This window comes from Acidovorax sp., assembly GCF_046314175.1.
In the GTDB taxonomy this organism is placed as follows: Bacteria; Pseudomonadota; Gammaproteobacteria; order Burkholderiales; family Burkholderiaceae_C; genus Acidovorax.
Genome location: NZ_JBKBXG010000076.1, coordinates 1 through 25589, shown reverse-complemented (window position 1 = coordinate 25589; position 25589 = coordinate 1). Strand labels below are relative to the sequence as shown.

Genomic DNA, 25589 nt, shown 5'->3' with positions numbered 1-25589 from the left:
TTGACGTGCCGTGCAGCGGCTTCTGTCAGCGTAATGGCCATGTCTCTCGATCTATTTATCTGTCAAATCAGGCAGCGGCAGTTGCAGTGGCTGCGTGCTTGGTCTTGTAGTCGAGCACAGCGGCCTTGATGGCATCTTCAGCCAGGATGGAGCAGTGGATCTTGACGGGCGGCAGGGCCAGCTCTTCAGCGATCTCGCTGTTCTTGAGGGCTGCCGCTTCGTCCAGCGTCTTACCTTTGACCCACTCGGTCACCAGAGACGATGAGGCAATCGCCGAACCACAACCGTAGGTCTTGAAACGCGCATCTTCGATCACGCCGGTCTCGGGGTTCACCTTGATCTGCAGCTTCATCACGTCGCCGCAGGCAGGGGCGCCCACCATACCGGTGCCCACCGAATCGTCACCCTTGTCGAAAGAACCCACGTTGCGGGGATTCTCGTAATGGTCAACCACTTTTTCTGAGTAAGCCATGATGTGTACCTCTTCAATTCTTCCAAAATCTTCAGGGATTCAGTGCGCAGCCCACTGAATGGTGCTGATGTCGATGCCGTCCTTGTACATCTCCCACAGCGGGCTCAGCTCGCGCAGACGGGCCACGTTCTCGCGGATGGTGGATATGGCGTAGTCGATCTCTTCTTCGGTCGTGAAACGGCCGATGGTCATGCGCAGACTGCTGTGCGCCAGCTCGTCACTGCGACCCAGAGCGCGCAGCACATAGCTGGGTTCTAGGCTGGCGGACGTGCAGGCCGAACCCGACGACACAGCCAGGCCCTTGATACCCATGATGAGCGATTCACCTTCGACGAAGTTGAAACTCATGTTCAGGTTCTGCGGCACACGGCGCTCCATGCTGCCGTTGATGAACACCTGCTCGATATCCTTGAGGCCATCGAGCAAGCGCTGTTGCAGCGCATGGGCCTTGGCATTGCTCTCGGCCATTTCTTCCTTGGCGATGCGGAAGGCTTCGCCCATGCCCACTATCTGGTGCGTGGGCAAGGTACCCGAACGCATGCCACGCTCGTGGCCACCGCCGTGCATCTGCGCTTCCAGGCGCACGCGGGGCTTGCGGCGCACATACAGTGCGCCAACGCCCTTGGGACCATAAGTCTTGTGCGCCGTCATGCTCATCAGGTCGATGGGCAGCACATTCATATCGATCTCAACACGGCCCGTGGCTTGGGCAGCGTCCACATGCAGCAGGATGCCCTTTTCGCGGCACAGCGCGCCGATGGCAGGAATGTCCTGGATGACGCCAATCTCGTTGTTCACAAACAGGATGCTGATGAGCACGGTGTCGGGACGAATGGCGGCCTTAAGGGCGTCCATGTTGACCAATCCGTCTTCCTGCACATCCAGGTAGGTGGCTTCAAAACCCTGCCGCTCCAGTTCGCGCATGGTGTCCAGCACGGCCTTGTGCTCGGTCTTGAGCGTGATGAGGTGCTTGCCCTTTCCCTTGTAGAAGTGCGCTGCACCCTTCAAGGCAAGGTTGATGGACTCCGTGGCGCCACTGGTCCAGACGATTTCGCGGGGGTCAGCAACGATGAGATCAGCCACCTGAACGCGAGCCTTCTCAACCGCCTCTTCAGCCTCCCAGCCCCAGGCATGGCTGCGTGATGCCGGATTGCCGAAATGCTCACGCAACCACGGAATCATGGCGTCCACAACACGGGGGTCCACTGGGGTGGTGGCGCCGTAGTCGAGATAGATGGGGAAGTGCGGGGTCATATCCATGGCTGGCTCAGTAAAGGTTGCTGGCTGGCAAACTCGATAAGAAACAATAACGGGGCTAACAACGGTTCAGGGCGGTGCCGACCCCAAGGTCGACACAAGCACGTGGACCGTCAAGATTTGGCGAAAACGTTGCCGAGCGCGAACACAGAGTTCGGGGCATTCACGCGGATCGGCTTCACCACCGGGGTCGTCGAGATGGCGCGACGTATCACAGGCTTGTCTTCGATCTGTACGCCCTTGGCGATCTGCTCGTCCACTAGTTTTTGCAGAGTGACGGAGTCCAGAAACTCGACCATGCGCTGGTTGAGCGATGCCCACAGCTCATGCGTCATGCAACGGCCAGCTTCGCCCAGGCAGTTTTCCTTGCCGCCGCACTGCGTAGCATCAATGGGTTCGTCCACCGAAACAATGATGTCCGCGACAGTGATGTCGCCCGCCTTGCGAGCCAGGGTGTAACCGCCGCCGGGGCCACGGGTGGACTCCACCAGTTCGTGACGGCGCAGCTTGCCGAACAGCTGCTCCAAGTACGACAGCGAAATCTGCTGGCGCTGGCTGATGGCCGCCAGGGTGACTGGACCATTGTTTTGGCGCAGGGCCAAATCAATCATGGCGGTGACCGCAAAACGGCCTTTGGTTGTGAGACGCATCGCAAGCTCCTTGTGCTAAGGCTTGTTCGTTGTAGAAACCGCCTCCGCTGGCTGTTGGCCAGTGAGGGCACCGTCTCCGCCCCTTACTCCGCACAGTTGCCTGGCACGGAGCCCTTCATCGCTGGGCTGTTTTCTTGAGTATTTTGTGCGAGTATAGCACAAATCCCTATCGAATCTGTCGGGTTAAATAACCAACTGGTTTTTAATCGACCAGATAGTTATTTCCAATTGTTTTCCGCCCACTACAAGGCCACCGAATCATTGCCGTGCGCGCCAAACGCCTGGTCCTTGAGTTGCGTCAACTGGTCGCGCACCCGCGCTGCCTGCTCAAACTCCAGATTGCGGGCGTGTTCCAGCATGAGTTTTTCCAGCCGTTTGATCTCGCGCGCCACGTCTTTTTCTGACATGTCCTCCACCTTGGCGCGCTGCAGCGCTTCCTGTTCAAGCTTTTGCGCATCCTTTCCGGCCTTCTCGCTGTAGACGCCGTCAATCAGGTCTCGTACCCGCTTGACAATGCTGCGCGGTGTAATTCCGTGCTCCTCGTTGTGTGCGATCTGCTTGATGCGTCGACGTTCCGTCTCGCCCATGGCTTTTTTCATGGACTCCGTGATGCGATCCGCGTACAGGATGGCGCGGCCATTGAGATTGCGCGCTGCGCGGCCAATGGTCTGGATCAGGCTGCGCTCGGCGCGCAAGAAGCCTTCCTTGTCGGCATCCAGGATCGCCACCAAGGACACCTCGGGGATGTCCAACCCCTCGCGCAGCAGGTTGATCCCCACCAGCACATCAAACGCCCCAAGCCGCAGGTCGCGGATGATTTCCACGCGCTCCACTGTGTCCACGTCGCTGTGCAGATAACGCACTTTGACGCCGTTGTCGGTCAGGTAGTCGGTGAGCTGCTCCGCCATGCGCTTGGTCAGCGTCGTAATGAGTACACGCTCATGCTTTTCCGCACGAATGCGTATTTCTTGTAGCACATCATCCACTTGATGGGTGGCAGGCCGCACCTCTACTTCAGGGTCCACCAACCCGGTAGGCCGCACAACTTGGTCCACCACCTGGCCTGAATGGGTCTTTTCGTAGTCGGCTGGTGTGGCCGACACAAAGATCACCTGCCGCATGCGCTGCTCGAACTCCTCAAACTTTAGCGGCCGGTTGTCCAGTGCCGATGGCAGTCGAAACCCATATTCCACCAGCGTGGTCTTGCGCGACCGATCGCCGCTGTACATAGCGTTCAGCTGGCCGATCATCTGATGGCTTTCGTCCAGGAACATCAGCGCGTTCTTGGGCATATAGTCCGTCAGCGTGCTCGGCGGGTCGCCCGGCGCGGCACCCGAGAGGTGGCGGGTATAGTTCTCAATACCCTTGCAGTGACCCACTTCGCTGAGCATTTCCAGGTCGAACCGCGTGCGCTGCTCCAGCCGCTGCGCCTCCACCAGCTTGCCATCGGCCAGCAGCTGTTTGAGCCGGTCAGACAATTCCAACTTAATGGTTTCCACCGCCGCCAGCACCTTGTCACGCGGCGTCACGTAGTGACTACTGGGGTACACGGTAAAGCGCGGAATCTTCTGTTTGACGCGGCCGGTGAGCGGGTCGAACAGCTGCAGACTCTCGATCTCATCGTCAAACAACTCGATGCGTACGGCCAGCTCCGAATGCTCGGCCGGAAACACATCAATCGTGTCGCCCCTCACGCGGAACTTGCCGCGCGAGAAATCGGCCTCATTGCGCTGGTACTGCATGCGGATCAGCTGGGCGATCACATCGCGCTGGCCCAGCTTGTCGCCGGTGCGCAGCGTCATCACCATGCGGTGGTAGCTCTCGGGCTCACCAATACCGTAGATGGCCGACACCGTGGCCACGATGACCACGTCCTTGCGCTCCATCAGGCTCTTGGTGCACGAAAGCCGCATCTGCTCGATGTGCTCGTTGATGGCGCTGTCCTTCTCGATGAACAGATCGCGCTGCGGCACATAGGCCTCGGGCTGGTAATAGTCGTAGTAGCTCACAAAGTATTCGACGGCGTTCTTGGGAAAGAACTCGCGGAACTCGCTGTACAGCTGCGCGGCCAGTGTTTTGTTGGGCGCAAAGATGATGGCCGGGCGCCCCATGCGGGCGATCACGTTGGCCATGGTGAAGGTCTTGCCAGAGCCCGTAACCCCTAGCAAAGTCTGAAAGGTTTCCCCGTCGTTCAGGCCCTCCACCAGCTTGTTGATGGCCTCGGGCTGGTCGCCTGCCGGGGGGTACGGCTGGAACAGTTCGAACGGGGAATTGGGGAAATGGACGAACTCGCCGTCTTGCTTTTCCGTAATGACTTCTGTGAGTTCCGGCATGGGTGCAGTCAACGAGTAAAGGGTAGCGGCCGTTAAAATCGGCGGAACCCGGCACAGTACACCACGCCCGGATTCTTCGCTACTGACAACCTTTCAAGGATTTTCATGTCTCTGTTCACCGCCGTCGAAATGGCCCCCCGCGACCCCATTCTGGGCCTCAACGAGCAATTCAACGCCGACACCAACCCCAACAAGGTCAACCTGGGCGTCGGCGTTTATTTCGACGACAACGGCAAGCTGCCCCTGCTGCAATGCGTACAGGCCGCAGAAAAGACCATGATGGCCACCCCCACGGCCCGTGGGTACCTGCCCATCGACGGCATCGTGGCGTACGACAACGCCGTGAAGGCTTTGGTGTTCGGCGCGGACAGCGAACCTGTCACCTCAGGGCGAGTGGCGACCGTGCAAGCGGTGGGTGGCACCGGCGGCCTGAAGATCGGCGCTGACTTTCTCAAGAAACTCAGCCCCAACGCCAAGGTGCTGATCTCCGACCCCAGCTGGGAAAACCACCGCGCGCTGTTCATCAACGCTGGTTTTGAAGTCGATACCTACGCCTACTACGACGCAGAAAAGCGTGGCGTGAACTTCGAAGGCTTCCTGGCCAGCCTCAACGCTGCCGCCCCCGGCACCATCGTTGTGCTGCACGCTTGCTGCCACAACCCTACCGGCTACGACATCACGGCAGCCCAGTGGGATGAAGTGATTGCTGCCGTCAAAGGCAAGAACCTCACGCCCTTCCTCGACATGGCCTACCAGGGCTTTGGCCACGGCATCGCAGAAGACGGCGCCGTGATCGGCAAGTTCGTGGCTGCCGGCCTGAACTTCTTTGTGTCCACATCTTTCAGCAAGAGCTTCAGCCTCTACGGCGAGCGCGTGGGCGGCCTGTCGGTGCTGTGCGCCGACAAGGAAGAAGCATCGCGCGTACTCAGCCAACTCAAGATCGTCATCCGCACCAACTACTCCAACCCACCCATCCACGGTGGCGCGGTGGTGGCTGCGGTGCTGAACAACCCCGAGCTGCGCGCGATGTGGGAAAAGGAACTGGGCGAAATGCGCGTGCGCATCAAGGCCATGCGCCAAAAGCTGGTCGATGGCCTGAAGGCCGCAGGCGTGAAGCAGGACATGAGCTTTATCACTACCCAGATCGGCATGTTCAGCTACTCGGGCCTGACCAAGGACCAGATGGTTCGCCTGCGCAGCGAGTTCGGCGTGTATGGCACCGACACGGGTCGCATGTGCGTGGCGGCCCTGAACAGCAAGAACATCGACTACGTCTGCCAGGCGATCGCCAAGGTTGTCTGAGCACGATGAGAAAGCGGCGCTCGCGCGCCGCTTTGTGAGCGAAGCGCTCCAGAACCCGCACAACGCGGCCCTTCTGGAGCGTTTGCCATTTCTGGGCCTGCCCGACGCCTGGCTGGTGGCGGGTTGCCTGTTCCAGACGGTGTGGAATCTGCACTCCGGCTTGGCGCCCACTGCGAACATCAAGGACTACGACGTCTTTTATTTTGATGCGTCGGACCTGTCCGAAGCGGCCGAGCAAGCCATGCAAGCCCGCGTGACCGCCCTCTTCGCCGACCTACCGATCACCGTGGAAGCCAAGAACCAGGCCCGCGTGCATCTCTGGTACGAACGCTGGTTTGGTTACCCGTATGCGCCACTTCAATCGGCCCGCAACGGGATCGAGCGTTTTCTGGTGCCTTGCACCTGTGTGGGCCTGCAGCCTGCCGCCAACCAGAGCGTTGACGGGTCGACGCTGTACGCGCCCTACGGGCTGGAAGAACTGTACGCAGGACTACTCAAACCCAACCCCGCATGTCCGCATTTACCGCTGTTCCAGGCCAAGGCTGAAAGCTACCAAGAACGCTGGCCGTGGCTGACGATCCGGGCCGACGACATGACGGCCTGATCAGTGATGCAGCTGGATTTCCAAGCCTTTTTGGCATCTAGCGCTTGATGGATAAGCGCTACCAGCTATCAAAAAAGAAGTAAATCGTCGCAGCCCAGCGCAACCCCATCACCCCCACAACACAGACCGCATCGAGATCGACGCCGACTGGTAGCCCGTGTTGAAGAAGCGCGGCATCTCGCTGGGCAACACGGCCCCCGCCGCGTACAGCAGCGGTAGGTAGTGCTCATGCGTGGGGTGCGCCTGCTTGGCCACAGCGCCCAGTTTCTGAAAGTCCTGCAGCGCGCCCAGCTGACCTTTCTTGATCTGCTCCTGTACCACCGTGTCGAACTCGGTGGCCCAGTCGTACGCTTCATTGGCGGCCGAGCCACGGCGAGACGCACGCAGGTTGTGCACCACATTGCCGCTGCCCACGATCATCACACCCCGCTCGCGCAGAACCTTGAGCTGTTGGCCCAGCGCGTAGTGCTCGGCAGGGGCGCGGCTGTAGTCCATGCTCAGCTGCATTACAGGGATCTGCGCTTTGGGAAACATGGGCTTGAGCACCGACCAGGTGCCGTGGTCCAGACCCCATTCACCGTCGTCCACGCCCAGGGCACCTCCCGTCGCAGGCGACTTCAGTTCCGCCGCCAGGCTGCGCGCCACCTGCGGAGCGCCCGGCGCGGGGTATTGCTGGTCAAACAATTCCTGCGGAAACCCACCAAAGTCGTGGATGGTCTTGGGTTTGGCCATGCCGGTCAGCTGCCAGCCACCGCGCGTAAGCCAGTGGGCCGACACACACAAAATGAGCTGTGGTTGCACAGCGCGCGCCGACAGTTCGGTGCCCAGGGCCTGCCAGCTGCGGCGCCAGGCGTTGTCTTCAATGGCGTTCATGGGGCTGCCATGGCCCACAAACAGCACGGGCATGCGCGGCGAGGGCTTCAATGCCTGAAGCGCGGGCAATGTGGCTGCGCTACTCAACGACGATGTCATGAAAGCTCCCGGAAAAGTAGCGAGGCCTGCCAAGGCGGAGAGGGAAGTTCTGCGTTGCATGGGTGACGGGGGAGCGTAACAAATTATGTATAACGCAGGGACTGAGCCCGCGCGCCCCATGAAGTTCCAGCACGGCGCCTTCCGTTCAAAACCACAATGCCGAGACAGACCACGCCCATGACGACCGCCCTCCCCCAGCCTTTGCGCAATGTCCGTGTCCTCAGCCTAGCGCTCAACCTGCCCGGCCCTGCGGCCCTGATGCGCTGCGCCCGCATGGGGGCCGAATGCACCAAGCTCGAACCGCCACCACCGGCCGGGTATCCCAGCGCAGATCCCATGGGCATCTACAGCCCTGCCGCCTACGCCACGCTGCACCACGGCGTGCGCGTGCTGCACGCCCACCTCAAGACCGCCGAAGGCCAGGCCGCGTTGCATGACGAGCTGGCTCGCACCGATGTGCTCATCACGTCCTTTCGCCCGTCGGCGCTGGCCAAGCTGGGCCTGGGCTGGGAGGCGCTGCAAGCGAAGTACCCGCGCCTGTCGCTCGTACGCATCGTGGGCGCGGCGGCCGAGCGGGCCGAGGAACCCGGCCACGACCTCACCTACCTGGCCGACGCCGGGCTGGTCACCGGCACCGAGATGCCCCCCACGCTATACGCCGACATGGGCGGCGCCCTGATGGCCAGCGAGGCCGTCCTGCAGGCCCTGCTGGAGCGCGCCCACACCGGCAGCGGCGTGTGCATTGAAGTCGCCCTGGCCGATGCCGCCGCCTGGCTGGCCCAGCCGCGCGACTGGGGCCTGACCACGCCCGAGGGCGATGTGGGCGGCAACCATGCGGGCTACCGCATCTACCCTTGCGCCGACGGCCGTGTGGCTGTGGCTGCGCTGGAACCCCACTTTGCCGCCAGCCTGTGCGCCGCTGCAGGCTTGCCCGCCACGGGCGACCCGCAGGTGCTGCGCGAGCGCGCCACCCACGATGCCGTGGCCGCCTTTTTACGAACACAAACCAGCGCGCAACTCGATGCGCTGGCAGTGGCGCAGGACATTCCCTTGCACACCCTGGCCTGAGAACCCCTTTCATCGATGCAAAAACAAGGCACCGTCATCCGCTGGGACGCCACCCGCGCCTTCGGCTTTATCCGCAGCCCGGACACCTCGGCCGATGTGTTCTTTCATGTGCGGGACTACAAAGGCGCTGCCGCGCCACGCGAAGGCCTGGCCGTGGTTTACGAAGAAATCCATGTGGGCGGCAAAGGCCCCCGGGCGATGGCGGTGCAGCCAGCGGCACGCCAGGGCGCTGCGCCGCCATCGCCCGTTGCTGCGCACCGATCCACATCAACCTCCACGCCCCGAGCGGCTCAGCGCACACAGCGCGGGCCCGCCCAAGAACCCAAGCCCCGCCAGGTACAGCGTGGCCGACGCCCCACCGAAACCGCTGTTGCCGCCGCACCCTCTGGCGTTGCTCTACTGTTGATGCTGGGCTGGGTGGCGCTGCTGGCCTGGGGCATTTGGGCGGGTCGGCTCCCGCTGTGGGTGCTGGGCGCTGCCGTGGCGGTCAACCTGCTCACCTTTGTGGTCTATGCCATCGACAAAAGCGCTGCCCAAAACGGGCAGTGGCGCACCAAGGAAAGCCACTTGCACCTGCTCGCCTTGGCAGGCGGCTGGCCGGGCGCGTGGTTTGCCCAGCAATGGCTGCGGCACAAATCCCGCAAAGTGGAGTTTCGTGCGGTCTACTGGATCACCGTGGTGCTTCACTGCGGCGCGCTGCTGGCCTGGGTGGCCGGCTGGATTCGATAATCGATCGGCGGCTCAGATACTACTATATTGATAGCTACTAGCGCTTACTGGATAAGCGCTAGAGGCCATTTTTATTGATATTTTTTCCGCATCCATTCTCTCGGTGGGGTGCTGACGTGCACATTGCCCACTGGCCTACACCGCGCTCGCCTGGGAGACGTTTCAATCGAAAGGATCTAAAACACCTCGGGAGACGCCCATGAAACCCCTCGTTCTTGATTCCTCCATGACCAACATGGGCGGCACGTTCTACCCCACCGGCCACGTGTTCGCGCTCTTCCCTGACGAAGACTGTGTGCGCCAGGCAGCCACCGCGCTACAAGCTGCGGGCCACCAGGGCGCCACGGCATACGCCAGCCCCGAAGTGATCCTGCAGGAGATCGTCCACACCCTGGGTACCGCAGATGCGCCCCTGCCATCCGTCGGCGCTGAAGGCGACATGGTGCGTCGCATTGCCGACCTGGCAGGCAAAGGTCACCACGGCCTGCTGATGGCCATGGCCGACAAGGACAACACCGACACCCTGGTAGACGCCATCACCCCACAAGGCGCGGTCACTGCCTTCTACTACCGCACTTTCATCATTGAAGACCTGATTCCCCAGCAGGTGGATGACGGCCCCCAGTCGGTCGTGGTGGGCACCCACGCAGCCGAGGGTGACGAACACCCGTCAATGAGTACGCCCAACGACCGGTGATGCACCCTGGGCGGCACGGTCCAGCAGATCCATCCAGGGCGCAAACGCCCAGTGTTTGCGCCCTGTGAATGCGGCTGCAATACCGTGCCGAGGCATCACCAGCAGGATCTGCCGGTTGAACCCGACGGCCATGAACACGCCGCGTTCGGGCATGCTCCACCACTGGTCGGCATAACGTGCGGGTCCCATGCTCATGGACACCGTCGGCGCAAACACCTTGGCCACCCACTCTCGCGGCACCAGTTGGAGGCCGTTCCACTCACCACCGCGCAGGTACAGCAGTGCCAGGCGGGCCATGTCGCGGGTGCTCATCTGCACACCGAAGCCGCCGGTATAGATGCCCGGGGGTCCGTCTCCCACAACACATCCTGCAATCCCAAGGGGCCGAACAACTGCTTCTGGGCGTAGTCGTGCAGCGGCTGCCCGGTCTGTTGTGTCAGGATGGCTGCTAGCAAATGGGAGTTGCCGCTGTTGTAGTTGAACCCCGCGCCGGGCGACTGCGTCATGGGCCGGTCCAGCACGAACTGCACCCAGTCGTTGCTACCGCGCAGTTCCAAGAGCGAGGCCACGCGCCCTCCGGTCAATGGCTCTTGCCACTCCAGGCCCGAGGTCATGTCCAGAAGGTGTTGCACCGTGATCGTCTCCTTGCGCGCATCGCGGTGCGCCACCGTACGGTTCGGGAAGAAGCCCAGCACCGGAGCAGCCGTGCTTTGGATGTGGCCCTGGCTGATGGCGATACCCACCAGCGCCGCCACGATGCCCTTGGTGGCTGAATTCAGACGGTGTTTTTGCTCGGCTTTGAAGTCGCCGTAGTACGCCTCCCGCACCAGCCGCCCGTGGCGTGTGATGACCATGCTGTCCATGTCGTTGGCCGCGCCGAACGCGACCAGGTCGTCGAGCGCGCGGGCGTCCATGCCGGCTTCCTCGGGGGTGGCCGTGGCCCAGTCCTGGCCCGGCCACACCAAGGTGGGTGCACCCGGTGGTGCAGAGGCCACGGCAGCCGGCTGGGCAGACGCGGCCGATGCAACAGCGAGACACAACGCCAACATGCTTGCCCGTGCGAACCCGAATCGACGGCCCCACAAACCTTGCTGCATAACTGCCCCCTCAAACAAGTTGTTGGCTGTGCATGGTAGTGCGGTATCGGGGAAACGGGGCGCGCGGTCTGCGGTCGTATGTGCGGCGCTACGCCGTGTCCCGGCGGGCATCGTTGTCGATCTGGCTCGGCAGCGCAGGTGCGGACTCTGGCGGTTGTCTTGGCCGCGCGCTCTTGTCGAGGGCGCCAGCCGCCACTGCCACGCCGGGCACCACCAGCGCTACCGCCACCAGCACAGTGCCCGACATCGGCTCGTCCAACAGCCATGCGCCGCCGACGGCCGTGAGCAGCGGAACCAGCGCGGCCGAAAGCGCTGCGCGTGCGGCACCCAGCCGGGCAATGGCAACGCTGTAAACCACCAACCCCAGCAGCCCCGCCACCACGCCCTGCCCCAGCGCCTGCCAAGCCACATCCGCCCAGGGTGCAGACAGCAGGCGCGGGGCGCCCACCACCCAAAGCAACGGCACGAGCAGCAAGGTAGACCCCAGGTTGACCAGCGCAGCGCCTTGCCACGGGGTGAGGCCACTGCCGCGAAAGAGGAGCGTATAGGCGGCCCACATCAGAGCCGCCAGCAGAAACAGCAGATCGCCGCGCCAGGCACCCTGTGCTGCGCTCCACTCCCCCGCGCTGAAAACGGCCATGCCTGCCGCGATCATCGCCAGCCCCACCAGCCGCGAACGAGCGGGCCGGTCGCCCGACATCAGCCAGCCACCCAGGGCGGTGAAGATGGGCAAACTCCCCGCCACAAACACGCCCATGTGCGCAGCGGGCGCCCATTGCGCACCTGCCAGCACCACCAGCCCAAAGGGCAGGCCGCCGCACACCGTGAGCAGCGCGCAGCGCCTGCGCGACAGGCCTGCTGGCCACGTCCCTGGCCGCCACCACAGCGGCAGCAGCAACAGCGCCGGTACTGCGTAACGCATCACCGCCAGTTCCATCGGGCCCAACGTGGTCGTGACGCCGTGGCGCGACGCAATCTGCCAGCCGCTACCAATGAGCGCGGCGCACAGCGCGGCCAGCCACCCGATCCAAAGCGGTGGAATGCGGAAGGGTACGCGGCGCAGAAAGGGGCTGGATGCAGGCATGGACCGCAGTCTCGGCGCAACGTACCGGTGCGGCTATCAAAATCCTGCGGTGTTGTGCTGACGAACAGACCTCAAAACCCGAACGTCTGAAAAGCCCGATGAGCCCGAAAAGTCAGAAGCGTGGACCCTCAGCTTCGCAACGCCAGCCGGGCCTGCGCAGGTGTCACGCCCACGCCGCGGCGGAACATCGAGCCCAGATGGCTCTGGCTGCTGTAGCCCAGGTCGTGTGCCAGGGCGGCCAGGTCGCGCTCTCCTTCGTCCAGCCGCTGCAGCGCTAATGCCAGCCGCAACCGCTCGCGGTAAGTGTGCAAGCACAGACCCGTGTGGGCGCGGAACAACCGCGCGAGGTGAAAGTACGAGCAGCACGACGCGTCGGCCACATCGTGCAAGGACCAGGCTTTGCCATCGGCCGCGGCCGTGCGGGTAGCCATGAAACGCCGTGCACGCGCCACCGCAGGATGGGCCATGCCGCTTGCATGAACCGCCGCGCCATCCAACGCATGCACCGGTTCAGCAAGCACGGGTTCAGGCAAGACGGCGCGCCCCCACCCCTGCGCCAGCGCACGCCAGTGAAGGCGCAACGCCCACAGCGCACGGGGCACCAACGTCCAACTCCGCGCACCACTTGGAGCGCTGGGCAAGGGGCTGTCGGGTTGCATGCTGACCACCATATGGCTGCGCGGTGCGGCATGCCAATCGTGAATCTGGTACGGAAGACCCGCGGGCAACACCACCACGGTCAGCCCGTCGAGCAAAACCGGCTGCCCGTGCAGCAGAAACTCGGAAACCCCGCTCACCGGAAACACCCAGCGCGGCGTAGCCGCCTGGTAGACGGTGCTGCTGGCATGAACGGGGGCGGCACGCTTGACCACCCGCTCCACCCGCCATGCAGCGGTGTCTGCATAGAGGATGCGGTCTTGTGGCATGCGCGAGCCGAACCTTTGGCGCGGTGCGAAGTGCTAGCGGCCCTTGCGCAGCGAGGGCTTGGGCTTGGCTGCGCCCGTCACCCGGGGCGGTAGACCCGTGTGCTGGGTCAGCATGCGGCCCTTTTGGGGCTGGCCCGGCCTGACCGAACTGCCTTGCTTGGCAGGCACCGCCGCAGCCGTGGCCTTCACGCCCGTGGGCGTGGAGTTCTTGCGGCGTGCGCTCTGGTACCCCCCATCCGTCAGCGGCTGGAAGGTCGGGATCAGGTGGTGCTTGCCGTTGCCGATCAGGTCGGCGCGGCCCATGGCCTTGAGCGCGTCGCGCAGCAGGGGCCAGTTGTTAGGGTCGTGATAACGCAAAAAAGCCTTGTGCAGGCGGCGGCGTTTATCCCCGCGCACGATGTCCACCGCTTCGCTGTCGCGTGTGATCTTGCGCAGGGGGTTTTTGTTGCTGTGGTACATGGCCGTGGCGGTGGCCATGGGGCTGGGGTAGAAGGTCTGCACCTGGTCGGCGCGGAAACCGTTCTTTTTGAGCCAGATGGCGAGGTTCATCATGTCCTCGTCGCTGGTGCCCGGGTGCGCGGCGATGAAGTACGGGATCAGGAACTGCTTCTTGCCCGCTTCTTCGCTGAACTTCTCGAACATCTGCTTGAACTTGTCATAGCTGCCGATGCCCGGCTTCATCATCTTGGTGAGCGGGCCCTGCTCAGTATGCTCGGGCGCGATCTTCAGGTACCCGCCCACGTGGTGCTGCACCAGCTCTTTCACGTATTCAGGGCTCTTCACGGCCAGGTCGTAGCGCAGGCCCGATCCGATCAGTATCTTCTTGATGCCTTTGAGCGCGCGGCCACGGCGGTAGATCTTGATCAGCGGGTCGTGGTTGGTGCCCAGATTGGAGCAGATGCCGGGGTACACGCAGCTGGGCTTGCGGCAGGCGGCTTCAATTTCGGGGCTCTTGCAGCCCAGGCGGTACATGTTGGCGGTGGGGCCACCCAGGTCGCTGATGGTGCCGGTGAAGCCCTTGACCTTGTCACGGATGTCTTCGATCTCCTGAATGATCGAGTCTTCGGACCGGCTCTGGATGATGCGGCCTTCGTGCTCGGTGATGGAGCAGAAGGTGCAGCCGCCAAAGCAGCCGCGCATGATGTTCACGCTGAAACGGATCATCTCCCACGCGGGGATCTTGGTGCCGTGGTCGTGGCTGCCGTTTTCATCCGCATAGCTCGGGTGCGGGCCACGGGCGTAGGTCAAATCGAACACGTAGTCCATCTCGGCCGTGGTCAGCGGGATGGGCGGGGGGTTGATCCACACGTCCCGCGCGGTCACGCCTTCGCCGTGGGCCTGCACCAATGCGCGGGCGTTGCCGGGGTTGGTCTCCAGGTGCAGCACGCGGTTGGCGTGGGCGTAGAGCACGGGGTCGCTTTTGACCTGCTCGTAGCTGGGCAGGCGGATCACGCTCTTGTCGCGCGGCGGCACCTTGAGCTTGGCCTTGAGCGCCGGGTTGGCCACAAACAGCATGGGCTGGATGGCGGGGTTGGACTCGGCAGATTTTGGGTCTTTTTGGCCGCCAGCGCTTGTCCCACCTGCGGTACCAGCTACAGAATCAGGAGCATCATCCTTGCTGCAGGTAGTGCCTTGGGATGCCGCCTGTTCGCTGGTCGTCATGTAGGGGTTGACGTGCGCCTCGACACGGCCGGGCTCGTCCACGCTGCTGGAGTCGATCTCGAACCAGCCCTTGCCGCTTTCGTCGTCCGGTCGGCGCACAAAGGCGGTGCCGCGCACGTCGGTGATCTGCTCGACCGGTTCGCGCGCCGCGATGCGGTGGGCCACTTCGACCAGCGCCCGCTCGGCGTTTCCGTACAACAGCAGATCGCACTTGGCATCCACCACGATGGAACGGCGCACCTTATCGCTCCAGTAGTCATAGTGGGCAATGCGGCGCAGGCTGCCTTCGATGCCGCCCAGGATGATGGGCACGTCCTTGTAAGCCTCGCGGCAGCGCTGGCTGTAGACGATGGCCGCGCGGTCGGGGCGCTTGCCGCCGATGTCGCCAGGGGTGTATGCGTCGTCGCTGCGGATCTTCCGGTCGGCGGTGTACCGGTTGATCATCGAATCCATGTTGCCCGCTGTCACGCCCCAGAACAGGTTGGGCTTGCCCAGCACCTTGAAGGGCTCGGCGCTTTGCCAGTCGGGCTGGGCAATGATGCCCACGCGAAAGCCTTGCGCCTCCAGCGTGCGGCCAATCACGGCCATGCCGAAGCTCGGGTGGTCAACATACGCATCGCCCGTGACCAGGATGATGTCGCAGCTATCCCAGCCCAGTTTGTCCATCTCGGCGCGGCTCATCGGCAGAAACGGGGCCGTGCCAAAGCGCTTGGCCCAGTACGGGCGGTAGCTGGTCAAGGGCTTTGCGGCGCGCGCAAAAAAGGAGACGTCAACGGGGGCGTTCATGCAAAGGAGGGTCGCGGCCGGCCCAGTGCGATGGGGCCTCGTGGGGCGCGGCTGTGGTGGTTAACCCGCGATTTTACGGCGGCGGGTTGATTTTGTCGCTGGCGGGTGCTTGCCCCTACTTTGCCAGGGCATGATCCGGAACCAGCATACACTTGCTTTTGTCAATTAATTGAATGACAAAGGCAACCATGAGCACTCTCGCATCCCCCACAACCGTGCCCGCCAGCGCCGTAAAGGCCGTGCGGCGCTTCAACCGTTTCATGACCCGCAAAGTGGGTGTGCTGAACCCGTACCTGGGCAGCAACCTGTCGCTGACGGATGTGCGTGTGCTGTATGAACTGGCCCACCGCGAGGCTCCGGTAGCCAGCGAACTGGCGCGCGACCTGGGCTTGGACGGCGGGTATCTGAGCCGGGTGCTTCGCAGGTTTGAAACCGCAGGCTGGATCGAGCGCCGCGCCAGCCCCCAGGATGCGCGACAAAACGTGCTGACCTTGACACCTTCTGGACGCGAGGCTTTTGAGCCCTTGCAACAACGCTCACGCGACGAAGCAACCGCCCTGCTCGCCCCCCTGCCCCCCAGCCGTCAGCAGGAGCTGGTGGCCGCCATGGAACGCATTGAGACCCTGCTGGAGCCTGCCAGCGCCACGCCCGCTGCAACCCGCATGGCCGTGCTTCGCGACCCGGTTCCCGGCGATATCGGCTGGGTGGTGCAGCAGCACGGCGAGATCTACTGGCGCGAGTACGGCTGGGACAACAGCTTTGAAGCCCTCGTAGCCGACATCGCTTCGCAGTTTGTCCGCAAGTTCCAGCCCGCCTGGGAACGTTGCTGGGTGGCCGAACTGGATGGGGAGCGCGTGGGCGCCGTGTTCGTGGTGCGCAAATCGGCCACCACGGCCCAGTTGCGCATGTTGATCTTGTCGCCCAAAGCCCGCGGCCTGGGCCTGGGCGCGCGGTTGACGGATCAGTGCATTGCCTTTGCCCGTGCCAAGGGCTACAAGAAGATGGTGCTGTGGACCAACAGCTGCCTGACGGCGGCACGGGGTATCTATGCCAAGCGCGGGTTCAAGCTGGTCAAGTCGGAGCCGTATGAAGGTTTTAGCCAGCAGCTGGTGGGCGAGACGTGGGAGCTCAAGCTATAGAAACACCCGATGGATCGTGCTGTGTCGTACCCATACCATCCGCAAAATCAGACCCACGAGTAGTAGCATGACTTTGCCCCCGGCCCCGATGATCCGCCCCGTCAACGCCGACGATGACCTGGAGCGCCTGACCAAACTGATCCATGCAGCGTATGCCCCACATGCGAAGCTCGGCCTGCGCTATTGGGGCACCCACCAGTCGGTAGAAGACACGGTCGAGCGCTTTGCGTCTGGCACAGGGCTGGTAATGGTGGAGGGAGACGACTACGTGGGCACGGCCACCCTCCGCCCACCCCAGCCGGACTCCGCCGTAGCGCTGTACCGCGACCCAGTGGTGTGGTCGCTGTGCCAGTTCTGTATTTCGCCAAACGCCAAAGGCCGGGGTTACGGCAAGCAACTGCATGTCTATGCCACCCGGTTTGCGCTCCAGGCCGGTGCGCAGATGCTGGCGCTGGACACTGCCAAGCCCGCTGCAGCGCTAATTACGATGTACGAATCCTGGGGATACCGGGTGGTGGGCGCGTGCGACTGGCAGCCGCTCACCAACTACACGAGTGTGCTGATGGCGCGTAGCCTGACCGACGGGCCACCCGCTTGACGCTGTACCCACAAAAAAAGGCCCCGAAGGACCTTTTTAGTGCAGAGCTGACGGGTCACCGATAGGGCACGGGTGCTGCCAGGCGCTACCACTCCCCCACGTCGCGCACTCGCTGGGCCAGATCAGGGAAGGCATCTTCACCTACCACCACCGCTGGTGCCTGCACCTGAGCCAGGGCCGTGACAGCCTCTGTGACAACCGGCTGCGCACGCTGGGGCATGAACCGCCCGAACACATGATTGGCGAGCGTTTCGTGCAGAGGGGCGGTGACAGGTGTGGCAAACATGGCAGTTCCTTTTCTGAAGTCTGATTGCCCGAGTGCTTTGAAATATGTAGCAGCAGCGTACGGCACAGCAACTTGTCACAAGTGTAGGAATCCGCGCCTTTTTTGTGTGTGACAGAACGCACAATCAACATCGTTTTGTCACAAAGGGCGGACACGTCACGACAAACGGTAGAGCGGACGTTGCAAATCTGTCGCACTCGCCCCGCCGTAAACTGCTCGCCCCATGCCCCAGACCCTGGCTGCGCCCGCGCACAGCGAAATCATCATCAAGAAAAGCCGCTTCATCGGCTGCGTGCAACCCATGGCCGACCGTGCCAGTGCGCAGGCGACGGTGGATGCGCTGTGGAAGCAGCACCCCGGCGCCGCCCACATCTGCTGGGCGCTGCTGGCGGGCGGCCAGTCGGCGGCGGTGGACGACGGCGAGCCTGGTGGCACGGCAGGCCGCCCCATGCTGGACGTGCTGCGCCACCAGGACCTGGAAGGCGTGCTGGCCACGGTGGTGCGCTACTTTGGCGGCGTCAAGCTGGGCGCAGGCGGACTGGTGCGCGCCTACACCGACACGGTTGCCCAGGCGCTGCTGACGGCACCCAAGGTGACGCTGCAGCGCATGAAAACCTTGCAATGCCATGTGCCGTATGCGCTGGAAGGCCTGCTGCGCCGCGAGATTGATGCTGCCGACGCAGAACTGGTGGATGTGCAGCATGGCACGCTTGTCACCCTGCAATTGCGTCTGCCTGACGCACAGGCGGCGTCCTTCGTGCAACGCATCAACGACCACGGCCAGGGTCGCGTAGGCTGGACAGATCCCGCGCCATGATCGGCCCTCGTCCGCTAACCGGCGGTGGGGGTGCCTTTCACAAAATTGCCTGTGCACCTACAAGCCCACGGCGGCGAGGCCCGCACACTGGCACCTTGCCTGATACGCAGGCAGATGGAACACCAGGAGACGCCCCCATGAGCCAACCGCTCGACACCATCATCATCGGCGCTGGCACAGCGGGGCTGGCCGCCTTGCGCGAAGTGCGCAAGCGCACAGACCGCTACCTCATCGTGAACGACGGCCCCTGGGGCACCACCTGCGCGCGGGTGGGCTGCATGCCGTCCAAAACGCTGATCGAGGCGGCCAATGCGTTTCATCGCCGCCATGCGTTCGAGGAATTCGGCCTGCGCGGCGCTGACCAACTGACGGTAGACATCCCCGCCGTGCTGAAGCGCGTGCGCGACCTGCGGGACGATTTTGTGGCGGGCGCCGTCAAGGCCACGGACGACCTGGGGAGCGCCCGCATCGCAGGCCGAGCCACCTTGCTCGGCCCCCGCACGGTCGACATTGACGGTACCCCCTACTCCACCAAAAGCATCATCATCGCCACCGGCTCACGACCCAGCGTGCCAGAGGAGTGGCTGGCGTTTGGCGACCGCATGCTAACCACCGACACACTGTTTGAGCAACCTACCCTGGGGCCCCGCATCGCCGTCATCGGCATGGGGCCCATTGGCCTGGAGCTGTCGCAAGCGCTGGCCCGCCTGGGCTTGCAGGTGGCGGCGTTCACTACCGGCGACACCCTGGCAGGCCTGAGCGACCCGATCCTCAATGCCGAGCTGATCGCATTACTTAAAAAGGAAATGGTCCTGCACACCGGCGCGCCCGCCGCGCTGCGCGAAGTCGCCGGAGGCATTGAAGTGTCTAGCGGCGGCAACCGGGTAGTGGTGGACCAGGTGGTCGCGGCCATGGGCCGGGTGCCCAACATCCAGTACCTGGGCCTGGAGACGCTGGGCGTGCCGCTGGACAAGCGCGGCATGCCCACGTTAGATCCGCAAACCCAGCAAATTGGCGATTTGCCTGTGTTTCTGGCCGGAGACGCCAACACCCACACCCCTCTGCTGCACGAGGCGGCAGACGAAGGCCATATCGCGGGCATGAACGCGTTGGCAGACACGCCCACCCGCTTCAAACGCCGCACGCCCATGGGCATTGTTTTTTGCGACCCCAACGTCGCCACCGTGGGTCAGCGCCTGGCCGACATGGATCGCGATCAGACGGTGACCGGCACTGTCAGCTACGCCAACCAGGGACGTGCACGCACCGCCCTGCACAACCACGGGCGCCTGTATGTGTATGCCGACAAGGCCACCGGCCAACTGCTGGGTGCCGAAATGTGCGCACCGCACGCTGAACATTTGGCACATGTGCTCGCCCTGGCTGTTCAGCAAAAACTGACGGTGCATGACGTGCTCGGCATGCCGTTCTATCACCCCACACTGGAAGAAGGCTTGCGAACCGCCCTGCGCGATGCCGCACGACAACTGCCCAAGGCGCGTGACTCCGACCTCGCGACCTGCAACGCCATCGGCGTTGCGGCCCTGGAGTGAATCTCCGAACTGAAATCAGTGCGCCGGATGTAACATCCCTTAACCCCGGCGTCGAATGGTCGATAAACCACCATTGCCTTAAGGAATCGCCATGGACGTCGCACTCTCCAACAGCATCGTCAGCACTGCCACCGCGCTGGCCAGTGCCAAAACCTCAGACGCACTGAACATGGTCGTGCTGAAAAAAGCCATCGACATCCAGGCCTCGTCAGCAGCCACCTTGATTGACGCCATGCAGCGGTCCATGCCCCAGCCCGCGCTGGCGACCAGCGGCACGCTGGGCACCCAGGTCAACACCTTCGCCTGACTTCGATTTTGGGGGAGACGGGCAAATGCCGTGCCCGCCTTCTTCCGACCTACCGGATCCGCGCTGGCGACAGTCCCGCTACGTCCACCTTCTCGCGCACCAAGTCATCGGCCAGCGGCTCACCCCGCAATAGCTGCCGCGCCAACAACGAGGCGCCAGCAGCACTTTGAATCCCATAACCACCCTGCCCGGCCAGCCAGAAAAAGCCGGGCACATGGTTGTCCCAGCCAATCACCATGTCGCCATCAGGCACAAACGAGCGCAGGCCCGCCCAGGTGTGCGACGGACGGCGGATCTGGAAGGTCGTCATTTCCTCGATGTGATAGATGCCCGTGGCCACGTCCAACTCTTCGGGCACCACGTCGTGCGGGTGCGTCGGGTCGGCGTTGGCGGGCGAGCCCAGCAGTTGGCCTGCGTCGGGCTTGAAGTAGAAGGTTTCGTCGATGCCGATCACGGCGGGCCAGTGGGTGGCGTCCATGCCCTCGGGCACCGCAAAGGTAAAGGCAGTACGCCTGCGCGGCTCCAGGCCGATGGGCGGCACGCCAGCCAGTCCTGCCACCACATCGGCCCAGGCGCCTGCTGCGTTGACTATTGATTTGGCTTGCAGCAACCGGCCATCGGCCAGGGTCACCTGCCAACCATCGCCTTGGCGCTGTAGGGCCGTGACTTCCGCATTCGTCAGCACCTGGCCGCCGCGCTGGCGCAGGCCGCGCAGGTAGCCCTGGTGCAGCGCATGCACGTCGATGTCGGAGGCTTCGGGCTCGCTCATGCCTGCTACCACGGCCTCGGGTTTCAAGCACGGTAGCTGGGCCAGCAGTGCGCCCTGCTCCACCCATTCCACGTTGGGCGAGATCGCATGTGCTTCTTTATAGGCCTGTTTCAGCATGTCAAGCTGGTCAGGCCCGGCCACGTAGACCACGCCCCGGGGCGAGAGGATGGGGTCAGCACCAAACTCGGGCGGTGGAGCGTCATAGAAGGCACGGCTCGCCCGCGTCAGGGCCTGGATGTTGGGCGTGCCGTAAGTGGCCATGTACAGCGCTGCCGAGCGGCCGGTGGTGTGGTAGCCGGGCTGCGATTCGCGCTCCAGCAGCAGCACGCTAGCTCCCTCACCTCCCACTTTGTCCTGCACCAACTGCCAGGCCACCGAAGCCCCCGCAATGCCTGCGCCAATGACGATGGTGTCTGCGGTTTGCATGTTCTGCCCCTTGAATTGCGTTAAACAGCCGATACCTGCGCCGCCGACACTGCCCGGTCGTCACGCGGCAGGCTGCGGGCATCACGCGGATCGGGCGCGCCGGTCACGATGGAGGTCAGCGCGGGCTCCGCACTTGTTTTCATCAGCTTGGCGATGTCAGGCCGTGGACGTGCCAGCCCGGCAATGCCCTTGAATGCTTGCTCCAGCGCATGGCCTACGCCCAGCGTGTGGCGGTCGGCTCGAAAGCGCCCCGTGATCTGCAAACCAAACGGCATCCCTGCATCGTCCAGCCCACACGGCAAGCTCAGCGCCGGGTGCGTGGTCAGCGTAGTCACATAGGTCAGCGCCAGCCAGCGGTAGTAGTTGGCCTGCGGCTCACCGTTGATGTGGCTGGCAAAAAGCTGCGTCCACGTAAAGGGCGACACGGGCGTGGTAGGCGCCAGGATCACGTCGTACTGCTCATACAGCTTTTGAAACCGCGCCAGGATGCGCGTCTGCTCGGCCTGCGCCCAGGCGCTGTCCAGCAGCGTCATGGCGGCGCCCATTTCGTAGTTGGCGCGGGTGTTGGGCCCCAGGCTGGCGGGGTCGCGCTCGTAGGCCTCGCGCGTGCTGGCCACAAAGGCTTCGGCGCGCAACACGTCAAAACAGCGGTGCACGTCGCCCAGGTCGATGTCGATGGCGTCGCAGCTGGCAAACAGGTGCTTCATGGCCTGCACCTTCTGGCGGAACACCGTGCGGATGCCGTTGTCCACCGCGCAGGCGCCGAAGTCTTCGGTATAGGCCACGCGCAGGCGGCTCAGGTCCACCGTTTCGGGCAGCAGAAAGCTCATCGGATCCAGCGGGTAGCTCAGTGGGTCGCCCGCCGACATGCCTGCAGTGGCGGCCAACTGCAGGCAGGCTTCTTCCACCGTGCGGCCCATGGGGCCCACCACCGAGATCGGCGTCCAGCCCAGCAGCTTGCGCGAGCTGGGCACCACACCGGGCGATGGCCGAAAGCCCACCACCCCGCAAATCGACGCCGGAATGCGCAGCGAACCGCCCGTGTCCGACCCCGTGCACACCGGCAGCATGTCGCACGCCAGCGCTGCGGCCGATCCGCCCGACGAGCCCCCGGCGTTCAGATTGGGGTTGAACGGGTTGCCCGTGGCGCCCCACACCGTGTTGCGCGAATTGGCGCCCGCGCCCATCTCGGGGATATTGGTCTTGCCAGTGACGATGGCACCCGCCGAACGCAGGCGCGCCACCAGCACGTTGTCCTCCGCCGGGATATTGCCGCGGTAAATCTCCGAGCCATAGGTGGTCAGCAAACCGGCCGTGGCTTCGAGGTCCTTCACACCCAGCGGCAGGCCATGCAGCAAGCCCAGGGGCTCGCCGCGCAGCACCGCCTGCTCGGCCGCCTTGGCCTCGGTGCGGGCACGGTCGTAGCAAGTGGCGGTGATGGCATTCACATGCGGGTTGACGGCCTCGATGCGCTCAATGCACGCATCCAGCAGTTCCACCGGAGAAATCTCGCGCGTGCCGATGCGGTGGCGCAGTTCATTGGCCGTCAGCTCGACCAGGGCTTGGGGGCTTGTTGTCATCTTGGTGTTGTCTCCTTGTTCACAGGGCGATCGATATGCAGCGATCAATCTGCCGTAATGCCAGCGCGCTGCGCAATCGCACGCATCAGCGGCAGTTCCTTGTCGATCAGCTCTGCCAGTGCCTTGGACGAAGCATAGGACGGCTCGAACCCCACGGCGATCATCTTGTCACGCGTGTCAGGGTCTGACACCACCTGGGCCAGGGCCTGCTCCAGCCGCGCCTTCACAGCGGGCGGCAGGCCACGCGGCGCCACCATGGCCAGCCAGGTGTCCATCTCCAGGCCGGGGTAGCCGCTCTCTGCCAGCGTAGGCACCTTGGGCAGCAGGGCCGAGCGCTTGCCCGACGTCACGGCAATGGCCTTGATCTTGCCGTCCTTGAGCTGCGGCAGCGCGGCCGACACCGTGTCTACCGTGAACGGGATCTGCCCGCCCAGCAGGTCGGTCATCGCGGGTGCACTGCCTTTGTAGGGGATGTGCTGGATCTTGAGGCCGGCCGCATGAAAGAACATTTCGCCAGCAAACTGCGACGTCGTGCCCGCACCGAACGACCCGTATGAATGCTTGTCCGGCGCGGCCTTCACCATGGACACAAACTGTTTGACGTCGCTGGCTGGCACATCCTTGTTGGCCAACAGGATCAGCCCTGTGCGACCCGCAATGCCAATGGGTTCAAAACTCTTGACCGGGTCATACGGCAGCTTAGCGCGCACGGCGGGGTTCACGGTGAAGGTGGTGCCCGAACTCATCAGCAGCGTGTAGCCGTCGGCTGCCGCGCGCGCCACCGAGCTGGCGCCGATCACCGTGCCCGCGCCCGCGCGGTTGTCGATCACCACGCTTTGCCCCAGCTTGTCACCCAGCTTCTTGCCGATGAGGCGACCCAGCACGTCGGTGGCGCCACCGGGTGGAAACGGAATCACCAGCGTGATCGGTTTAGTGGGGAATGCGGCCTCTTGCGCCACGGCAGGGCCCCACGCAGCGGCCCCCAGGGCACAAATGACAGCGGACGACAAAAGCAGTTGCTTGCGGTTCATGGGGTGCTCTCCAAAGGTGACAAAGGTGGGGGAATAGAGAATTGGACGAATCGGGGAGATGAAAAATCAGCCTTGCGCCGCGAGCACAGCCCGCCCGCGCTGCACAAAGCCCTGGTACTGCGCATCGGGCACCAGCAGGCCGCCCGTGGTCCACACCAGGTGCGTGGCGTTGTGCAACACCGCATCCACGCCCGTGCTTTGCAGCCAGGCCTGCCCAGCCGTGGTGCCTGTCAACATGGCCGGGCCGCTGAAACCTGCCGCAGCCGAAGGCTCGATGCGCTCGCCCAGGGCGTCCAGCACCAGCACCAGCTGCGCAAACAAGGTGTCGTCGGCCACGGTAAACACACCCGACAGCAGCGGCCGCATCAGCTCGGCCGCCAGCAGCGACGCACGCGGTACGGCCAGGCCATCGGCCTCGGTGCGGTTGGTCAGGCCCCAGTCGTACACCGAGGGGTGACCGCCCACGCCCTGTGTTGAATCGGCCAGCATATGCACCATGAAGCAAGGTGACTGCACCGGCTCGGCAAAAAAGCAATGCACATGCGGCCCTAGCACCTGCCGCAAGCCAAACGTGATGCCCGCTGGCGCACCGCCCACGCCGCACGGCAGGTACACGATGAGCGGGTGTTCCACATCCACCACCACGCCCTGCTCCGCCAATTGGTTCTGTAAATGCAGCGCCGCCGCGCTGTAGCCCAGCAGCAGCGAGAACGATTGCTCGTCGTCCACAAAGTGGCACAGCGGGTTGCTGGCCGCCTCGGCACGGCCTGCGGCCACCGCGCGCTCGTAGTCGCCCGCGTGCTCCACCACCTGCACGCCACGCTGGCGCAGGCGGTCCTTCTTCCACTCCTTGGCGTCGGCCGACATGTGCACCGTGGCCTTGAAGCCCAGGGCCGATGCCACCACACCAATGCTCATCCCCAGGTTGCCGGTAGAGCCCACCGCCACCTGGTAGCGGCCCAGCACCTCGCGTGCCACCGGGGTGGCCAGCGCGCGGTAGTCACCGCCAGCCTGTACCAGCCCATGCTCCAGCGCCAGCCGCTCGGCCAACTCCAGCACCTCGTGCATGCCGCCCCGGGCCTTGATAGAGCCCGCCACCGGCAGGCTGTGATCGGCCTTGATGAACAAGCGGCCCTGGCCCTCAGCCACACCCAGCGCGGGTTGCAACGCGGCGGCGGGCAGCAGAGGCGACTCCACCACGCCCCTGGTGGCGACCAGCTCCGGGAACACCTGCGCCAGCAGGCCTGCAAAACGGGCCAACCGGTCGGCGGCGGCCTGCGTATCATCCAGACTAATGCTGCGTCCCAGTGCCCGCAAAGCGGCCGGGGGTTGTGCCTGCCGGGCCGGGTTGGTCCACAGCGCGGGCTGGGCATTGCGCAAGCGGGTGGCCAGCAGCGCATCCACAGCAGGCGTTCGTTCAGCAGGCGTCATACAGATTCATTCA

At 63.9% G+C, this 25589-nt stretch carries 25 protein-coding genes; 10 read left to right on the top strand and 15 right to left on the bottom strand.

The window, feature by feature from the left end; translation table 11 throughout:
• Positions 1–67: 67 nt before the first annotated feature.
• The 4 genes from iscU to uvrB form a co-directional block, all read right to left on the bottom strand.
• Complete coding sequence (gene iscU, locus ACK4OE_RS19220) at positions 68–472, bottom strand: Fe-S cluster assembly scaffold IscU (RefSeq protein ID WP_121420096.1); 405 nt, start codon at positions 470–472, stop codon at positions 68–70.
• Positions 473–511: 39 nt separating this feature from the next.
• Entirely contained in the window at positions 512–1732 is a 1221-nt protein-coding gene (locus tag ACK4OE_RS19215; RefSeq protein WP_409887109.1) for an IscS subfamily cysteine desulfurase, read from the bottom strand.
• A 110-nt stretch (positions 1733–1842) separates the two neighbouring features.
• Entirely contained in the window at positions 1843–2379 is a 537-nt protein-coding gene (gene iscR / locus ACK4OE_RS19210; RefSeq protein ID WP_409887107.1) for a Fe-S cluster assembly transcriptional regulator IscR, read from the bottom strand.
• Positions 2380–2621: 242 nt separating this feature from the next.
• Complete coding sequence (uvrB, locus tag ACK4OE_RS19205; protein WP_409887105.1) at positions 2622–4712, bottom strand: excinuclease ABC subunit UvrB; 2091 nt, start codon at positions 4710–4712, stop codon at positions 2622–2624.
• Between the two features lie 105 nt (positions 4713–4817).
• Between uvrB and ACK4OE_RS19200 the strand changes: the two genes are divergently transcribed.
• Positions 4818–6014 (top strand): amino acid aminotransferase, encoded by a 1197-nt coding sequence (locus ACK4OE_RS19200; protein ID WP_409887103.1) that lies wholly within the window; start codon positions 4818–4820, stop codon positions 6012–6014.
• Positions 6007–6618: a nucleotidyltransferase family protein gene (locus ACK4OE_RS19195; protein ID WP_409887101.1), complete on the top strand. Its 612-nt coding sequence runs from the start codon at positions 6007–6009 to the stop codon at positions 6616–6618. The genes ACK4OE_RS19200 and ACK4OE_RS19195 overlap by 8 nt, the downstream gene beginning before the upstream one ends.
• Before the next feature lie 108 nt (positions 6619–6726).
• Here the strand turns inward: ACK4OE_RS19195 and ygiD are convergent, their stop codons facing one another.
• The gene (gene ygiD / locus ACK4OE_RS19190) at positions 6727–7590 is read right to left on the bottom strand and encodes a 4,5-DOPA dioxygenase extradiol (RefSeq protein WP_409887099.1); all 864 of its coding nucleotides are present in this window, start codon (positions 7588–7590) and stop codon (positions 6727–6729) included.
• A 177-nt stretch (positions 7591–7767) separates the two neighbouring features.
• Here ygiD and ACK4OE_RS19185 point away from each other — a divergent pair, with 177 nt between their 5' ends.
• The 3 genes from ACK4OE_RS19185 (at position 7768) to ACK4OE_RS19175 (ending at position 10084) form a co-directional block, all read left to right on the top strand.
• A complete protein-coding gene (locus ACK4OE_RS19185) occupies positions 7768–8658 on the top strand; it encodes a CoA transferase (RefSeq protein WP_409887098.1) in 891 nt (296 codons plus the stop codon).
• Positions 8659–8673: 15 nt separating this feature from the next.
• Positions 8674–9387 (top strand): DUF1294 domain-containing protein, encoded by a 714-nt coding sequence (locus ACK4OE_RS19180; RefSeq protein WP_409887096.1) that lies wholly within the window; start codon positions 8674–8676, stop codon positions 9385–9387.
• Positions 9388–9586: 199 nt separating this feature from the next.
• Complete coding sequence (locus ACK4OE_RS19175) at positions 9587–10084, top strand: hypothetical protein (RefSeq protein WP_409887094.1); 498 nt, start codon at positions 9587–9589, stop codon at positions 10082–10084.
• On the opposite strand, the gene ACK4OE_RS19170 is transcribed toward ACK4OE_RS19175, so the two are convergent.
• From ACK4OE_RS19170 to ACK4OE_RS19150, 5 genes are all read right to left on the bottom strand, one after another.
• Complete coding sequence (locus ACK4OE_RS19170; protein WP_409887092.1) at positions 10058–10396, bottom strand: hypothetical protein; 339 nt, start codon at positions 10394–10396, stop codon at positions 10058–10060. The two genes, ACK4OE_RS19175 and ACK4OE_RS19170, sit on opposite strands and share 27 nt — an antisense overlap.
• Positions 10393–11079, bottom strand: a complete 687-nt coding sequence (locus tag ACK4OE_RS19165) for a serine hydrolase domain-containing protein (protein WP_409887090.1) — start codon at positions 11077–11079, stop codon at positions 10393–10395. The genes ACK4OE_RS19170 and ACK4OE_RS19165 overlap by 4 nt, the downstream gene beginning before the upstream one ends.
• A gap of 190 nt (positions 11080–11269) precedes the next feature.
• A complete protein-coding gene (locus ACK4OE_RS19160) occupies positions 11270–12265 on the bottom strand; it encodes a DMT family transporter (RefSeq protein ID WP_409887088.1) in 996 nt (331 codons plus the stop codon).
• Positions 12266–12393: 128 nt separating this feature from the next.
• Complete coding sequence (locus ACK4OE_RS19155; protein WP_409887087.1) at positions 12394–13191, bottom strand: helix-turn-helix transcriptional regulator; 798 nt, start codon at positions 13189–13191, stop codon at positions 12394–12396.
• Between the two features lie 33 nt (positions 13192–13224).
• Positions 13225–15639: a YgiQ family radical SAM protein gene (locus tag ACK4OE_RS19150; protein WP_409887085.1), complete on the bottom strand. Its 2415-nt coding sequence runs from the start codon at positions 15637–15639 to the stop codon at positions 13225–13227.
• A gap of 188 nt (positions 15640–15827) precedes the next feature.
• On the opposite strand from ACK4OE_RS19150, the gene ACK4OE_RS19145 reads away from it, so the two are divergent.
• Together ACK4OE_RS19145 and ACK4OE_RS19140 are read left to right on the top strand one after the other, a co-directional pair.
• Positions 15828–16778, top strand: a complete 951-nt coding sequence (locus ACK4OE_RS19145; RefSeq protein WP_409887083.1) for a GNAT family N-acetyltransferase — start codon at positions 15828–15830, stop codon at positions 16776–16778.
• Between the two features lie 67 nt (positions 16779–16845).
• The gene (locus ACK4OE_RS19140; RefSeq protein WP_409887081.1) at positions 16846–17376 is read left to right on the top strand and encodes a GNAT family N-acetyltransferase; all 531 of its coding nucleotides are present in this window, start codon (positions 16846–16848) and stop codon (positions 17374–17376) included.
• 85 nt (positions 17377–17461) lie between these two features.
• Here the strand turns inward: ACK4OE_RS19140 and ACK4OE_RS19135 are convergent, their stop codons facing one another.
• Positions 17462–17662, bottom strand: a complete 201-nt coding sequence (locus ACK4OE_RS19135) for a hypothetical protein (RefSeq protein ID WP_409887078.1) — start codon at positions 17660–17662, stop codon at positions 17462–17464.
• 223 nt (positions 17663–17885) lie between these two features.
• Here ACK4OE_RS19135 and ACK4OE_RS19130 point away from each other — a divergent pair, with 223 nt between their 5' ends.
• From ACK4OE_RS19130 to ACK4OE_RS19120, 3 genes are all read left to right on the top strand, one after another.
• On the top strand, positions 17886–18479 hold the full coding sequence (locus ACK4OE_RS19130) for an IMPACT family protein (RefSeq protein ID WP_409887076.1): 594 nt from the start codon (positions 17886–17888) through the stop codon (positions 18477–18479).
• A 137-nt stretch (positions 18480–18616) separates the two neighbouring features.
• Positions 18617–20032 (top strand): dihydrolipoyl dehydrogenase, encoded by a 1416-nt coding sequence (locus tag ACK4OE_RS19125; RefSeq protein WP_409887074.1) that lies wholly within the window; start codon positions 18617–18619, stop codon positions 20030–20032.
• 91 nt (positions 20033–20123) lie between these two features.
• A complete protein-coding gene (locus tag ACK4OE_RS19120; protein ID WP_409887072.1) occupies positions 20124–20339 on the top strand; it encodes a YjfB family protein in 216 nt (71 codons plus the stop codon).
• A 49-nt stretch (positions 20340–20388) separates the two neighbouring features.
• Here the strand turns inward: ACK4OE_RS19120 and ACK4OE_RS19115 are convergent, their stop codons facing one another.
• The 4 genes from ACK4OE_RS19115 to ACK4OE_RS19100 all read right to left on the bottom strand — a co-directional run bounded on the left by ACK4OE_RS19115 (position 20389) and on the right by ACK4OE_RS19100 (position 25576).
• Positions 20389–21534: an NAD(P)/FAD-dependent oxidoreductase gene (locus ACK4OE_RS19115; protein ID WP_409887071.1), complete on the bottom strand. Its 1146-nt coding sequence runs from the start codon at positions 21532–21534 to the stop codon at positions 20389–20391.
• Positions 21535–21554: 20 nt separating this feature from the next.
• Positions 21555–23114: an amidase gene (locus ACK4OE_RS19110; protein ID WP_409887069.1), complete on the bottom strand. Its 1560-nt coding sequence runs from the start codon at positions 23112–23114 to the stop codon at positions 21555–21557.
• 44 nt (positions 23115–23158) lie between these two features.
• Entirely contained in the window at positions 23159–24145 is a 987-nt protein-coding gene (locus ACK4OE_RS19105; protein ID WP_409887067.1) for a Bug family tripartite tricarboxylate transporter substrate binding protein, read from the bottom strand.
• 66 nt (positions 24146–24211) lie between these two features.
• Positions 24212–25576, bottom strand: a complete 1365-nt coding sequence (locus tag ACK4OE_RS19100) for a D-serine ammonia-lyase (RefSeq protein WP_409887065.1) — start codon at positions 25574–25576, stop codon at positions 24212–24214.
• Between the last annotated feature and the right edge of the window lie 13 nt (positions 25577–25589).

Excerpts from the sequence above, each read along its gene's own strand:
- iscR (WP_409887107.1), bottom strand. The coding sequence starts at position 2,379 with ATGCGTCTCACAACCAAAGGCCGTTTTGCGGTCACCGCCATGATTGAT.
- ACK4OE_RS19200 (WP_409887103.1), top strand. The coding sequence starts at position 4,818 with ATGTCTCTGTTCACCGCCGTCGAAATGGCCCCCCGCGACCCCATTCTG.
- ACK4OE_RS19130 (WP_409887076.1), top strand. The coding sequence starts at position 17,886 with ATGCCCCAGACCCTGGCTGCGCCCGCGCACAGCGAAATCATCATCAAG.
- ACK4OE_RS19110 (WP_409887069.1), bottom strand. The coding sequence starts at position 23,114 with ATGACAACAAGCCCCCAAGCCCTGGTCGAGCTGACGGCCAATGAACTG.
- ACK4OE_RS19150 (WP_409887085.1), bottom strand. The coding sequence starts at position 15,639 with ATGAACGCCCCCGTTGACGTCTCCTTTTTTGCGCGCGCCGCAAAGCCC.
- ACK4OE_RS19215 (WP_409887109.1), bottom strand. The coding sequence starts at position 1,732 with ATGGATATGACCCCGCACTTCCCCATCTATCTCGACTACGGCGCCACC.
- ACK4OE_RS19125 (WP_409887074.1), top strand. The coding sequence starts at position 18,617 with ATGAGCCAACCGCTCGACACCATCATCATCGGCGCTGGCACAGCGGGG.
- iscU (WP_121420096.1), bottom strand. The coding sequence starts at position 472 with ATGGCTTACTCAGAAAAAGTGGTTGACCATTACGAGAATCCCCGCAAC.
- ACK4OE_RS19105 (WP_409887067.1), bottom strand. The coding sequence starts at position 24,145 with ATGAACCGCAAGCAACTGCTTTTGTCGTCCGCTGTCATTTGTGCCCTG.
- ACK4OE_RS19120 (WP_409887072.1), top strand. The coding sequence starts at position 20,124 with ATGGACGTCGCACTCTCCAACAGCATCGTCAGCACTGCCACCGCGCTG.
- ACK4OE_RS19140 (WP_409887081.1), top strand. The coding sequence starts at position 16,846 with ATGACTTTGCCCCCGGCCCCGATGATCCGCCCCGTCAACGCCGACGAT.
- uvrB (WP_409887105.1), bottom strand. The coding sequence starts at position 4,712 with ATGCCGGAACTCACAGAAGTCATTACGGAAAAGCAAGACGGCGAGTTC.
- ygiD (WP_409887099.1), bottom strand. The coding sequence starts at position 7,590 with ATGACATCGTCGTTGAGTAGCGCAGCCACATTGCCCGCGCTTCAGGCA.
- ACK4OE_RS19180 (WP_409887096.1), top strand. The coding sequence starts at position 8,674 with ATGCAAAAACAAGGCACCGTCATCCGCTGGGACGCCACCCGCGCCTTC.
- ACK4OE_RS19175 (WP_409887094.1), top strand. The coding sequence starts at position 9,587 with ATGAAACCCCTCGTTCTTGATTCCTCCATGACCAACATGGGCGGCACG.
- ACK4OE_RS19170 (WP_409887092.1), bottom strand. The coding sequence starts at position 10,396 with ATGAGCACCCGCGACATGGCCCGCCTGGCACTGCTGTACCTGCGCGGT.
- ACK4OE_RS19145 (WP_409887083.1), top strand. The coding sequence starts at position 15,828 with ATGAGCACTCTCGCATCCCCCACAACCGTGCCCGCCAGCGCCGTAAAG.
- ACK4OE_RS19185 (WP_409887098.1), top strand. The coding sequence starts at position 7,768 with ATGACGACCGCCCTCCCCCAGCCTTTGCGCAATGTCCGTGTCCTCAGC.
- ACK4OE_RS19115 (WP_409887071.1), bottom strand. The coding sequence starts at position 21,534 with ATGCAAACCGCAGACACCATCGTCATTGGCGCAGGCATTGCGGGGGCT.
- ACK4OE_RS19100 (WP_409887065.1), bottom strand. The coding sequence starts at position 25,576 with ATGACGCCTGCTGAACGAACGCCTGCTGTGGATGCGCTGCTGGCCACC.
- ACK4OE_RS19135 (WP_409887078.1), bottom strand. The coding sequence starts at position 17,662 with ATGTTTGCCACACCTGTCACCGCCCCTCTGCACGAAACGCTCGCCAAT.
- ACK4OE_RS19160 (WP_409887088.1), bottom strand. The coding sequence starts at position 12,265 with ATGCCTGCATCCAGCCCCTTTCTGCGCCGCGTACCCTTCCGCATTCCA.
- ACK4OE_RS19155 (WP_409887087.1), bottom strand. The coding sequence starts at position 13,191 with ATGCCACAAGACCGCATCCTCTATGCAGACACCGCTGCATGGCGGGTG.